The sequence below is a fragment of the Streptomyces sp. AM 2-1-1 genome (assembly GCF_029167645.1).
Lineage (GTDB): Bacteria > Actinomycetota > Actinomycetes > Streptomycetales > Streptomycetaceae > Streptomyces.
This window is the reverse complement of sequence record NZ_CP119148.1, coordinates 29,936-42,239: the sequence shown is the minus strand read 5'-3', so window position 1 is coordinate 42,239 and position 12,304 is coordinate 29,936. Positions and strand designations below refer to the sequence as shown.

General features: G+C 70.7%; 12 protein-coding genes. 8 read left to right on the top strand and 4 right to left on the bottom strand.

Going from position 1 to position 12,304, the window contains the following annotated elements:
* Positions 1 to 5: 5 nt before the first annotated feature.
* The 4 genes from PZB77_RS30980 to PZB77_RS30965 all read right to left on the bottom strand — a co-directional run bounded on the left by PZB77_RS30980 (position 6) and on the right by PZB77_RS30965 (position 6,185).
* On the bottom strand, positions 6 to 839 hold the full coding sequence (locus tag PZB77_RS30980; RefSeq protein WP_275496342.1) for a DciA family protein: 834 nt from the start codon (positions 837 to 839) through the stop codon (positions 6 to 8).
* Positions 836 to 3,286 (bottom strand): hypothetical protein, encoded by a 2,451-nt coding sequence (locus PZB77_RS30975; RefSeq protein WP_275496341.1) that lies wholly within the window; start codon positions 3,284 to 3,286, stop codon positions 836 to 838. Before PZB77_RS30975 ends, PZB77_RS30980 begins: the two co-directional genes overlap by 4 nt.
* Positions 3,287 to 4,626: 1,340 nt before the next feature.
* Positions 4,627 to 5,394 (bottom strand): glycosyltransferase, encoded by a 768-nt coding sequence (locus PZB77_RS30970; protein WP_275496340.1) that lies wholly within the window; start codon positions 5,392 to 5,394, stop codon positions 4,627 to 4,629.
* On the bottom strand, positions 5,391 to 6,185 hold the full coding sequence (locus tag PZB77_RS30965; RefSeq protein WP_275496339.1) for a GntR family transcriptional regulator: 795 nt from the start codon (positions 6,183 to 6,185) through the stop codon (positions 5,391 to 5,393). The genes PZB77_RS30970 and PZB77_RS30965 overlap by 4 nt, the downstream gene beginning before the upstream one ends.
* A 392-nt stretch (positions 6,186 to 6,577) precedes the next feature.
* Here PZB77_RS30965 and PZB77_RS30960 point away from each other — a divergent pair, with 392 nt between their 5' ends.
* From PZB77_RS30960 to PZB77_RS30925, 8 genes are all read left to right on the top strand, one after another.
* Complete coding sequence (locus PZB77_RS30960) at positions 6,578 to 7,309, top strand: hypothetical protein (protein WP_275496338.1); 732 nt, start codon at positions 6,578 to 6,580, stop codon at positions 7,307 to 7,309.
* Positions 7,310 to 7,489: 180 nt separating this feature from the next.
* Complete coding sequence (locus PZB77_RS30955; protein ID WP_275496337.1) at positions 7,490 to 8,032, top strand: WhiB family transcriptional regulator; 543 nt, start codon at positions 7,490 to 7,492, stop codon at positions 8,030 to 8,032.
* Positions 8,029 to 8,505 carry a hypothetical protein gene (locus tag PZB77_RS30950; RefSeq protein ID WP_275496336.1) on the top strand — a complete coding sequence of 159 codons (477 nt, stop codon included), beginning with the start codon at positions 8,029 to 8,031 and terminating at the stop codon, positions 8,503 to 8,505. Before PZB77_RS30955 ends, PZB77_RS30950 begins: the two co-directional genes overlap by 4 nt.
* Before the next feature lie 2 nt (positions 8,506 to 8,507).
* Positions 8,508 to 8,666: a hypothetical protein gene (locus PZB77_RS30945; RefSeq protein WP_275496335.1), complete on the top strand. Its 159-nt coding sequence runs from the start codon at positions 8,508 to 8,510 to the stop codon at positions 8,664 to 8,666.
* A gap of 28 nt (positions 8,667 to 8,694) precedes the next feature.
* Positions 8,695 to 8,898 carry a hypothetical protein gene (locus tag PZB77_RS30940; RefSeq protein WP_275496334.1) on the top strand — a complete coding sequence of 68 codons (204 nt, stop codon included), beginning with the start codon at positions 8,695 to 8,697 and terminating at the stop codon, positions 8,896 to 8,898.
* A complete protein-coding gene (locus PZB77_RS30935; protein WP_275496333.1) occupies positions 8,883 to 9,209 on the top strand; it encodes a hypothetical protein in 327 nt (108 codons plus the stop codon). Before PZB77_RS30940 ends, PZB77_RS30935 begins: the two co-directional genes overlap by 16 nt.
* 119 nt (positions 9,210 to 9,328) lie before the next feature.
* Positions 9,329 to 9,715, top strand: coding sequence for a hypothetical protein (locus PZB77_RS30930; RefSeq protein ID WP_275496332.1), 387 nt, complete (start codon positions 9,329 to 9,331; stop codon positions 9,713 to 9,715).
* A gap of 344 nt (positions 9,716 to 10,059) precedes the next feature.
* The gene (locus PZB77_RS30925) at positions 10,060 to 12,054 is read left to right on the top strand and encodes a DUF2637 domain-containing protein (protein ID WP_275496331.1); all 1,995 of its coding nucleotides are present in this window, start codon (positions 10,060 to 10,062) and stop codon (positions 12,052 to 12,054) included.
* The last annotated feature ends 250 nt before the right edge of the window (positions 12,055 to 12,304 follow it).

The window sequence follows — 12,304 nt, the reverse complement described above, 5'->3', positions numbered from 1 at the left end:
TGTGATCAGGCCGTACGGTGCAGAGGTTCACGCACGCCCGCCGGTGGGATCGTGGTGAGACCAGCTCGTTCGGCGGCGAGGCGCTGTAGTGCTCGGGCCCGGGCCGCGTCGCTGGAGGTCGCGGCCCGTTGCTGAGCGGCGGCCTTGGCGGCGAGTTCCTCGAGGGCCTTGCGGCCGTCACCGAAGAGTTCCTCCGGTTCACGGGCCTGCTCGCGGATCTGCCGTTCGGCGGCGGCCTGGACCTTCGAGTCGGTGACCGTCTTCTCCTGCCGGGTGGCGCGGTGGGCGGCGAGCGCCTCGTGGTAGCCGGCCGGTGCGGGCAGGCGCACGGCAGGTCCGGCGGGCACCGTCGGCGGTACCGGTTCGGCTGCCACGGCGGGGCCGGCCGTCGCGGGCGCGGGCGGCAGGACGTGCACGGTGCGGACGTTCGCTCCGGGAACCTGCGCGTTGGCGGCTGCGGCCAGCTTCGGGGCGGTCCAGCGGAGTTTCGTGGCGACCGCCGGGATGTCGGGGACGACGTCCAGACGGCCGGTGTCCGCGTCGTATCCCACGGCCCGGACCCGGCCGACGAGTTCCGGCGCGACCACGGTCAGGATCGCGTCGAACCGGGCGAGGACACTGCCGCCAGCGGCCGGGCCGGTCATACCGCGCTCCGTCAGCATCCGGCTGATCGCACTGCCCAGCCCGAGCGGCTCGCGCCCATCGCGCCGTACGACGGTGGTGGTGCGCCGCTTAGGCTTCTTGGCGGTGGCGCCGTTCTTCTTCGCCGCTTCCCGGGCGGCGGTCAGGGCCTGGCGCGCGAGGTCGACCCCGCTCAGCTCCGGCTGGACGGTGGTCACGCGATCACCACCCCGGCGGTGGCGCCGCCGAGGGTACGGGCGGCGAGTTCCGGCAGCCGGTCCGTCCACGACCCGGCCCCGGTCTGTCCGGTCGGGCGCACCGTGGTGGCCTGCTCGCGCAGCTGCTCCAGGCGCACCGCGAGCAGGTGCTGGGCGACCCGGTTCCGGGCGGTGGCGGAGGCCTTGGTCGCGGCGGCGACGGCGGCCTCACCGGTCGGGTTGTGCTGGAACCAGCGGCGCCCCTGCTCGGTCCGGTAGGCCCGGTCCGCTTCGGTGTCGGCTTCGTCGGTCCGGCCGAACGCGGCCAGCGCGCTGGCCGCGGCCTGGTCGGTGATCTGCTGGACGGTGCTGTGGGCGGTGAGCGCGGCCGCGAGGCCGGCGCGCTCCTGGTCGTCCTCCAGCTCAGCCGGGTCGGTGATCTCCAGGAACTGCGCCCACTCGGCGGCGACCTTGCGGTCGATGGCCGTACGGACCCTGACATTAAGGGCCGCGACGTCAGCCGCACTGGCCGCAGGGTCGAGCGTCCGCGCCGCGACGAGCTGCACGGCCCGGGCGGTGAGCGTCTCGGTCTCGCGGCGGCACCCGCACGCCTCGCAGAGCCCACCGGCCCCGGTCTGCCCGCAGTCCTCGCACGCCAGCGCCTGGCGCACCGTGGCGGCGACGGCCGCGGCCTGGCGCTCCAGCTCCGCCCGCTCCCGGGCGGCGGCACGGGCCGCTTCACGCTCGGCCTCCCGGACGCGGGCCTCCTCGCGGCGCCGTACGAACCGCTCGGCGTCGACGGCTGTCAGGGCGCGCAGCCGTTCCTCGACGGCCTGTCGGCGGGCGGCGTCATCGAGGCCGGGCAGCTCTTGGTCGACCTCGGCCGCGATCCGGGCGCGGTGGGCGCGGCGGATGTGGAGCACGTTGGCGCAGCTCTCGCAGGCGGCACCGGTGTCGAGGCGGGTTCCGTCGTCGCACCGCCGGTCCGCGCACGCCTGGCGCTGCACCAGGCCCCGCCCGATCAGCCACCCGTACGGGCGGTCGACCAGGGCCTCGCCGCCGGTCTCGTCCAGTCGAGCGGCGAGGCGGGACGCCAGTCGGCGGGCCGCCAGCTCCTGCTGCCCCGTCCAGCCTTCCAGCCGCCCGAGCTCCGCCTCGGCGGCCTGCTGGACCCGGGCCTGCTGGAACTTGGACAGCCCCTGCCACAGCCACGAGACCGGCCCCAGTGCCACCCGCAGGCCAGACTCCTCCGGCAGGTCCACGCGCCTCTGCTGCTGCGCTTTTTCACCACGAACGGCCTGCGGCCGGGCACCGGCACCAGGCCGGGCAGCTGGCTGTTCTTCGCGATCATCGGCCGGGGACTTCTTGGGCTGTTCCCCGCGCAGCGGGCCGACCTCAGCCGACCTCGGGCCGGGGACGGCCGCGGCGTCTTCGCCATCGGCGGCCTGGTCCTCGCGCTCGCACGCGTCCTCCGGCAGCGGACCTTCCGCTCCACGGCCTTCGCCGGAAAAGCCACCAGAGACCTGCAGAGAACCGACGGGAGGAACCAGGTGAGTGTGATCAGTGTGAAGGGTTCCTGTAACGCCGGGGTCTGAAAACTCGGGGAAGCCGCCTTCTTCCGGGCTGCTGACCTGCACTTCTTCCTCGGCACCCAAGGGCTCACTAGGCCCTACCGTAGCGCCGGGGTCTGAAAAACCGGGATCCGGAGCCTCCGCACGCTCCTCCACGACGCGAAGAGCGGCCCTGCGGCCGTGCGCGGCGGCGACCGCCGGCACCACCAGCCGCGCCCGGTGGTTCAGCTTGGACCCCGTCTTCACCCGGGGCCGTACCACCAGCTCCATAGCCTCCAGCCGCTCCAGCACTCCTTCCGCCACCCACACAGTGCAGCCCAGCAGCCGGGCCAGAGTCGCCACCGGACGGCCACGCTGTGTATCCACCCGGCCGCCGCGCAGCCGCACCCACCCGTTCTCCCGCGCCTCCAGCACCAACAACAACAGCGCCAGACGCTCCGTCGCCGCACCCCGGCCCGTCCGTTCCCCCAGCAACCCGGCCGGAGTGACCGACCTGTCCCGGCGCGCCCAGCCCGGCGCCATCACGGCCTCCATCAGCGCCAGAAACGTGGCCAGCTCCTTCTTCGCCAGGTTCAACGGGTGCCCCACCACACCCCGGGCCGCCTTCATGGGCTCGACCTCGCACAGCAGCCCGTCGTCCTGCGTGAACTCGCCCTCCGCCGTCTCCGCCGCGACGACGCCGGAGTTGCGCAGGGCCGGGACGACCGCGTTCGCCGTATGGGACTTAGACAGCCCGATCCACCGGCCCAGCTCACGCGTGTAGATCTCGACCTCACCCGTCTCCCAGGGTGTCCGCGAGGCCAGCACCAGCACCGCCAGCCGCACCGAATCCGGCGCACCCTGGAGACCGTCCGCGCTCAGCAGCGCACGTACCGCACCACCCAGCCGGGCCCTCATGTCACTGCCCAATGCCAATGCAGGCCCCGCTTTCCGCACCGGCGCCGGACCAGCCTGCGCCGGCACCGACCGCAGCCGACGCGAACCCCCCACCGGACGGCCCGGCAACTGACGGGGAACGGCAGCCGCCGCACTCGCCATCACAGGAACACCCCTCGAACACCCGGGGCGGACAGAACAGCGCAGGTCACGGAGACAGGGGTGTGGGAACGGATCATCCCGGCAGCCTCTACCGGCTGGCCTGTGGACAGAGCCCACTCAGCCCGGATCACCCCCCGCGCTCCCGCACGGCGGGCAACAACCTCAGATCGCGTCCCGCGAGACAGACCGCGGACGGCGAAGGTGGTCGAGACGGCGGTGGCGAAAAAGGTGGTCACATCTACTACAGGTGTCGCCGAAGGCGCCGGTGTGACAGTCCGGCCGGAGAAAACTCGGGCGGTCGAACCCGCCTCCGGCGAAGCGTTCGCGTGACACGCAAGCGGTGTGATGTACGTCACGATCTCCGGGGTGGAGATACCGCAACCTGCGGAAATCTCCACCCCGGAGGTACTGACCTGATCGTGGCCGACCTGACAAGCCGACCGAAGCTCGTGCACTATGGCGATACCAGCCTTCATATGGATCAACGCAGACGAGCCCCCTGCCGGGAGCGCGACTCGGTGGTTCGTGTGAATGCGCGGGAGCCCCCTCTGTGAGGAGTGGGCTGAGTACGAAGGCCAGAGGCGGATCCTTTTCTGTCGACGGACTTGGTGCGACCGCGAAGCCCCTTGCCGGGGCCCGCGGGTACTGCGTGGCCCTGATGAGGGGCCGACTTGAAATGAGCGGCTTGATAAGCCGCAGCTCAGGACCGGCTGCGAACCGGGATCTGAGAACCGTTCTGGGTTGCGAGTCCAGGCGGTAGACGGGCCGTGCGAGGCCGAAGGGGATTGCGAGTCCACCTTCTGTTGGCGCGTACGGCTGATGGCTGGCTAGGTCATCCCAACCCCCTGAACACGGAGGTTGGCGTCAGCATGCGCAGGGGCGCACCCGATGGCGTGAGCGCGATGGAGAAACGGCGAAGCGGCGCGTGTAGTTCCGCGTCGGCGGGTAGCCTTCATCCCACGAGCACCTCCCATCAAGGTGTGTCGCCCAACGAGGCTTAGCCCCGTTCGAGATGCCCCAGCAGACCAGGCCCGGTCGCTGGGGTTCTCGTCGTTATGGATCACTTCTGGGCACAGCCTAACCGCACGACCCGACAGAACTGCGGGACGAATTCGAGAAGCGTCCGAGGTGCCCGGAATGCTGCGCCCGCCAGACGGTGAACGGGAAACGGTTCGCCCGTCAGGCGGGACGGCCATAGGTCACTCTTCCACGGGATTCGGGCACCAACGCCATCCGGTCGTGCGCAGGAATTCAGCCTGCGCCCTCACGAGTGAACGCAGTTCGGCAAAGTCCGCGGTCTGCGTGTAGGACGAGCGCGCCGTGGTCTGTTCGGCATGCTTGCGATAGAGGCCGCCAGGTGCGGCGATCATCCACCCAGGGCTGACGGCAGCGCATCGCAGCACGATCGAGACCGTTTCCCACGCCGGCAGGGCAGGCCAGCCGCCCAGTGCATGAAGCAAAGATTTTCGGACCGTCAGGTGCGTTCCGAGTACGGAGAACAGGTTCGCGTCGTACGCGGACAGGAGTTCCTCGTAGGTCAGTTGTCCCTCGGGCGGGTCATACGGCCCGGGCACAGTAGTGCCGTCAGGGAGGAGGTCAAGCCCCGAGGAGATGCACCAACCGACCTGCGGATGGGCCTCCAGTGCGGCAATGTCGCGAGCGAGCGCGCCAGGCGCGAGCAGGTCGTCCGCGTCCAGAGTTCTGACCAGTTCTCCGGTAGCACGAGGCAGCGCCATCGTGCGCGCCACGGCTGCACCACCGCGCCGTGCCTGTCCGCGCGAGATCCACGACTCAGGGGGAAGATCGCGCAGCGGAGAACCTGTGGTCCCGTCCTCCTGGACGACCCACTGCACGTCCCACCCCAAGGGCAGGGAGTCCCGCTGCTCCCGTACGGACTGCGCCGCGTCGGCGAGGTAGTTTTCACCACCTGAGTAGACGGCTGTGATGACGCTGATCGTCCGATTCACCAACGCTCCAACTTCGTTTCGTAGATGAGTTCCGAGCGGTCGGCGGGCAGAGGGATGTCAGCGACCTCGACGATCTGCCCAGTGGTCGCGTAGGTCACTTTTCTGATCTGTATGACTGGCACGGCGGGAGGGATGTCCTGCTCTGCGACTTCCTCATCCGTTGGCATGACGGCAGTCACGTAATCAACGATTTTGTCGACCTCCACACCGAGAGTGTGGAGTTGATGCTGAGTTCCGCCGGGCCACGGCTGATTCTCGGCGTCGAAAAGTTCAGGGTTACGGCTCGCCAGGTCGTGCGGCATGTACGAAACCGATGTGCTGATGCCAGCTCGCTGACGGTGGCGCCGGCGGCCGATGCGCCGCAGAACGAGAGAGCCTGCCTCGATTTTGAGCGCAGCCGCGACTTCGGGGCTCGCGCGCACGACGTCAAGGTCGACCTGGTCCTCGTACATCGCGGCCAGCGGGACGCCGGAATCCAATTCGGCGACGCCTACAGCCTGACGTTCCTCAAGGGGGCGCAGGACCAAGTCCTTTTCCGCCTGATAGCGGGTATTGCGTCGAGTGGTGCGGGCGGGGGGGACTCGTACCCACGTGGTGCCTCCGGGTTTACCCGACAGGAGGCCCCGCTCTTTGAGTGTCTGCACAGCCCGGCTCGCCGTGTTGTGAGCCACTCCGTACTGATGAGCAAGCTCGGCGACGGTGCTGACGCGATCTCCGGGAGCGAGCTCTCCCTTCTGGATGCGGGCAGCTAGCTCCTCAGCCAGCTCCAAATATTTCGCCGTGTTCGCCATGGGTGCAGCTTGTCATGGCGTCATCCCATGCGCAACAACCAACTTGAGCTGGTTGAAAATCCAACTCACTTTGGTTGTTGACGTTGGCGGTGCTGCCGTGTCATCGTCATCGCAGGAAGTCACCAACGCAAGTTGGTTGCAACCTAGCTGATCTGGTGAAAGCGCAGGTCGGCGCCTCTCCATCGCAGGAAGCTCCTCCCCGAAGGGGAGGACCAGGGTTGATAGCTCCACCAAATCCCCTGGACCGGTCACCAGGCCGGACGTCGCCTGTTGCACGTCGCAGCGCTGATGCGCTGTCCGATCAGCCAGGACGCCGACCCCGGTCGGATGCCTGCCGGTCGGAGAGCCCACCCGCGACGCAGCCCCTCTCGCCTCTACCGGAGGAGTCCCGCATGGCCACGACCACTGTGGAGCCCAAGGCCCGCAAGCGCCGCCAGAAGACCCGCACGAAGAACGTCAGCAGCCTCCCGGCGATCCTCGCCTCGAAGCTCACGGCCAGCCAGATCGACCTGACACCAGGTAAAGAGCACGTGATCTGCCCGGCCTGCAAGTGCTGGACGCCGATCACCGGCGTCCTCGGCACGCCGGTACTGGTCCCCCACCACACCACCCCGTACCACAACAGCACCACCACCCCCCGCCGCTGCTCCAGCAGCAACCGCCGCATCGTCGTCGACACCAAGGTCGAGGCGTGGCAGGAGCAGCTGGCCGAGCGGACCGAAGTGTCCGCGTCGGTCGCCACCCGCCGGGCCAAGAAGGTTCTGCCGAAGCCGGCCAGCCCGCAGACCGAACGGCTTTTGCATGGGCGGGACGAGCGTGGGCCGGTTACGCGCCGCGTTGAGTGGGCCGGTGTTCTCTACCGCGTGCGGCAGGCCGACCAGCGGCGTGCCGCGGTTCCTCAGGGCGCGCAGCCCGCCGAGGGCCCCGATGTGCCCCTGGACCACTTGGTCCCCCGCCAGGCTGCCGAGCAGCCGGAAGCGGGCCAGCTCAGGTGTGAGCGCTGTGGTGCCGCCGAGTCCAGCCTGACCAGCGCGGTCGCTGCCGGATGGTGCCGGATCACCCGCCGACCCCATTGCGGGCGATGCGCCAAACGCTTTCCGGCCTGGGCGCGCACCTCGGTCTGATCCCCGAGTTCCGACGACGAACGACCTCGGCTCCGGCCATCCCGATCTCGGGATGGCCGGGGCCGAGGCCTGCTCGTACAGCAGTCCTGGCCATCCGGCCGCAGAACACGACGAACCCCCAGGCGGACAGGCCCGAGGGTTCGTCTTCGCAGTTCACCCTCTCTCGAAGGGAAAACGCGCATGCACAGGATGACATCCACCCAGGCTCGGCACACGCGCCGGGCCGTACTCCAGGCGGCGGTCGATGCCGGCGCCGAGTGCGCCACCGTAGGCACCGACTTGTTCTTCCGTGAGGACGGCGAGCCGTACATCGAGTGGCAGGCCCGCCGCGCCGAGGCCGTCAGGGTCTGCGTCGGCTGCCCGGCCCGGGCGGCCTGCACCGAGCTGGCCCTGCGCGACGGTGACGGCCAGCCGACCCGTGACGACATGGTCCGCGCCGGTCTCACCGGCCCCGAGCTCGCCGCCCTGCGCGGTCGTCAGGCCGTGCGCCTGGCCGCCGCGACGGCCGCCGACCGGGACACCGAGGGCCAGGAGCTCGACCGCCTGGTGGCCGAGCTGAGGGCCGAGGCGATCACCAGCCCGGACAGCGCCCGGTACGGAACGGTCCGCAGCACCGCGCTGCGGACCGCCGCCCAGACCGACCGCCTGCGCACCCTCGCCGCACAGATCCGCCAGATCCGCACCGCCCGCCGCACCCGCACCGGATGGGGAGTCGCCGCATGACCACCACCTTCACCCTCACCGTCCCGGCCCCGGGGCTGACGGGCTCCTGCCCGGACTGCGACGGATCCTTCGAGACGTGCACCTGCACCGGCACCGCGCAGCTGCTGTCATTCCTCGCCCCGCGTGCGGGGATCGACGACATCAGGCGCGAGGACGACCAGAGCGGTCACGACGGCAGCGGGTACGAGCGCGACGAGACCGACACCGGTTTCCACCAGCTCGTCCGCCAGCTCGTCGACGACGGTGACACCCGGGCCCGGTCCGCCGGCCGCCGGGCGCGCCGCACCCTCGCCGCGATGGCCCCCGGGTACGAACGCCAGCCGGTTCTCCGCCTGACCCGCTTCCTGCCGATGCGGGGTGCGGAGGATTCGTGCCCGGTGTGCGGCCGGTGGTCGTGCAAGGGGTCTGACTGCCCGCCGAACAGCGGCGTCGCCCTCAGCCCGGTCACGGCCGGTGCGACGGGCGGGCGGTAGCCATGGCTACCGCCTCGTGCGGCTCCTGCTGCGGCAGCGGCCAGCGGATGGTGACGGTCAGCCGGGTCGGTGCCGACGGCACCCCCTACCAGGGCGTCGTCATGGAGACCTGCGGGACGTGCTCCGGCTCCGGCCAGGTCACCACCAGCGAGGACGACTGAGCTGAGCACGCCGCCGCCCCTCATACGGATGGCCCGGACCGCGCAGCACCGTGCGGTCCGGGCCATCACCGTGCACGGCCTGGCCCACCCGGTCACCGTCGCGCTCCTGGTGGCCGCCAGCACGGCGGCCGCTAGGGCGTGGGACCGCGGGCACACCGTCGCCGACCTCCACCCCCGCACCACCTCCGCGAACCCTGACCGGACGGAGAACACCCCATGCAGCAGACCCTGAGCCTCGACGGGTTCCGTGACCAGCACGGCGACCCGGACCGCTGGACGGCCGCCGACATCGACTCCTACGTCGTCATCGGCGACATCGCCCCGCCCACCCCGCCGCTCTACTCCTACGCCGAGATGCAGAAGCTGGCCGCCTGTCACGCCCGCTCGGCCGACGCCCACCAGGCGATGGCCGACCAGCTCGCCTCCGAGGGCCACGACATCGCGGCGGGGATCTGGTCGCGCGGAGCCGACGAGCAGCGCGAGCTCGCCGAGGCTGCCCGCCACGGCTACCCGTACTACGAGGCCTGGACCAACGACTGGTGACAGCTGGTCTGACGGTTGCCTGATCGGCTGCTGCCCGCCCCGCACACCGTGTGCGCGGGGCGGGCAGCGGCGGTGAGGGGGAGCCGGACAGCCCGGACCGATTGATCCAGGAGGCCCTGATGCCCTACGACATGAGCAAGTTCGCCGACAGCCGGTGGGTGAAGAGCCAGCCCAACCGCGTGTACGTCCACGGGGCGGCCGAGCCCGTCCTGACCATCCTGGACGTGCGCGGCTTCGAGCTGCACGATCTGTTCCTGATCGGCTTCAACGACTCCTGCGGCACCGTCGTGCTGCCCACCGAGTCCCGCGCGGAGAACGCCGCGGCCGCCCTCGAGCCCGCCTACGAGACCAAGGTCTACATCCTCGGGTCCCGGGACGGCGAGGACGTCTGGGCCACCGACTACACCCGGCGCGCCCTGGACGGCACCACCCTCTCGCCCTTCCTCACCGGCCTGACCCTCAAGGACGGCCGCCAGGTCATCAAGGACGGCCGCTGGGTCCGCTGACACACAGCCAACACGGCCGCTGATCCGCCGGCTGCGCGAGGTCGCGGCGCTCGCCGGGGACACGGCCGGCTGAGTTTCGGGTCCGCCCGGTCGTCCTTCGCATCCGCCCGGTCGCGTTTCGGGCCCGCCCGACGGGAGCCGTATCCCGTTTCGTGTCCGCCCCGTGGGGCTTCGTCGGGCGGGTCTCCCCTGTGGTGGGAGGCCCGCCCGACGGGGTGTCCGGGGCGGGTAGACCGGCTCCTGTTTCGTCTCCACCGGTCGTCGTTTCGTCTCCACCGGCCGTCGTTTCGGGGGCAGCCGGATTCGTTTCGTTCACGCCCGTCCACCCTCTCCTGGAGGTCTTGATGACCATGACCGAGTGGCCGCAGACGGCGGCCACCGACACCCCCGTTTCGCTCCCGCGCCCCACCGTTTCGGAGACACCGGGCATCGTTTCGCCTACGGCCGACATCGTTTCGGGGACACCGAAACGGAAGACGATCAAGCCGTCCATCACGGGCACGCAGAAGCGGGTGATCGGCGTGATCGTGATCGCCGCGATCACCCTCGCGGGCATCGGCCTGTACCTGTCCTTCGAGCACGTCGCGTCCTTCGCCCATGACGATCTGCGTTTCGGCTCTCTGACCGAGGGCCGGCTGTTCGCGGTCGGTGTCGACGTCGGCATCATGGTGATGATCGCCGTCGACCTCCTGATGGCCTGGCTCAAGCGCCCCATCGGCTGGATCCGCTACCCGGTCTGGTTCCTGACCGGCGCGACCGTCGTCCTGAACGCCGCCTCCGGCGCCCCCAAGGACCAGGCGTGGAAGTTCATGGACTACATCGCGGCCGGCGCCCATGGCGTCGTCCCGATCCTGTTCATCACGGTGGTCGAGCTCGGCCGCACGGCCATCGACCGGGCCATGCGCCCGGACCACGCCGAACGCGACTCGATCCCTCTCATCCGCTGGGTTCTCGCACCGTTCGCGACCCCCCGGATCTACCGGCGGATGCGGCTGTGGGGCGTCACCTCCTACCCGGAGATGATCCGCCGGGACCAGGACCTCATCGCCTACGAGCAGTGGCTCAAGCGCAAGCACAAGGGCGACCTGGGCAAGGCGTCGGAGGACGAGCTGCTGCCGATGAAGATGGCCCCCTACGGCTACACCGTCGCCGAGGCCCTGGCCATGCCCGACGCGCAGGACCAGGCCGCCGAGCAGCGCAAGGAAGAGGCCGCGTCCCGGCGCCGGAACGCGGAGACCCGCCGCAAGGTCGCCGACGCCGACGCCAAGTCCACCGAGCTCCTCGCGGAGGGAAAGGTCGAGGAGACCCGGGCCGCGGTGGCGGGCAAGACCGGCCAAGCCAAGGCGCAGGCCGACGCCAAGGTCTCCGCCGCCGAGAAGGTCGCCGCACTGGAGACAGCGGCGCTGGAGACGGCGGCCATCGCCGAGGCCCGTGCCCGCACGAAGGAGGCCGACCGCCAGACCGCCGAGTCCCAGGAGAAGGCGGCGGAAGCGGACCTGCGCCGCGCCGGGATCGAGCGCCAGGCCGCCAAGGCCCGTGAGGAGGCGGCGGAGCACGACCGGATCGCTACCGCCGAGAAGGAAGCGATCGAGACGCAGACCATCGCCGAGGCCCGCCTGGCCGCGGCCAAGGCCGACAACGAAGCCGCCGAGATCAAGCGCCAGGCCGCCAAGGCCCGTGCGGAGGCCGCGGAGTACGACCGGATCGCCGACGCCGAGGCGCAGGCGATCGAGACGCAGACCATCGCCGAAGCGCGCCTGGCGGCGGCCAAGGCCGACGCCGAGGCCGCCGGCATCGAGGCGCTGGCGGCGCGGAAGCGGAGGGACATGGAGGAGGCCGACAAGGTCGCCGCCGCGGAGACCCGAGCGGTCGAGACCCAGGCCATCGCCGAAGCCGCCCGGGCTACTGCCGAAGCGGAGAAGGCCACTGACGAAGCGAAGGCGGATGCTGCCGAAGCGCGCCGTGCCACTGCCGAAGCCGAGCGTCTGAAGGCGCAGGAGATCAAGGCCCGCGAGGCCCTCCTCGCCGACGCCGAGCGAGCGAAGGTGGCCGCTGCCGAAGCCCGGCTGGCCGCTGCCGAAATCGACCGGCGCGCCATCGAAATCGAGGACGAGGCGAAGCTCAAGCCGCGCGAGCGCGCGGTCCGCAAGGTCGCCCGCCTCGCCTTCGCCGCCGACCTCGCCCCGGACGGCCTGGGCCTGGAGGACATCACCCGCGAGCTGTGCGCCCGCGTCACGATCGCCGACGTCCAGCACGCGGTCGACGTGTCCTCCACCGACACCGCCTCCAAGTACCGCGCCGAAGCCGCCGCGCTCGTCGCCGACGGCTACCGCCCCTGAGCCCACCCGCACAAACCGCCACCAACCCCGCTGAAACGGGCCCAGAGGAGCCCTTGCACGTGCTGATCCACTCCCGCGCACCGCACGACCACGGCACCGCCTGCTGGTGGTGCCACCCGCACCTGCCCCGTCGGCGCCGCGACCAGCGCTGACCACCCCGCCCGCCCCGTCCGGCACACACCAGTGAGGGCCAGCCCGCAGCAACCGGGCTGGCCCTCGCTGCGACTGCCGGAAGCAGTCGACAGCCCTC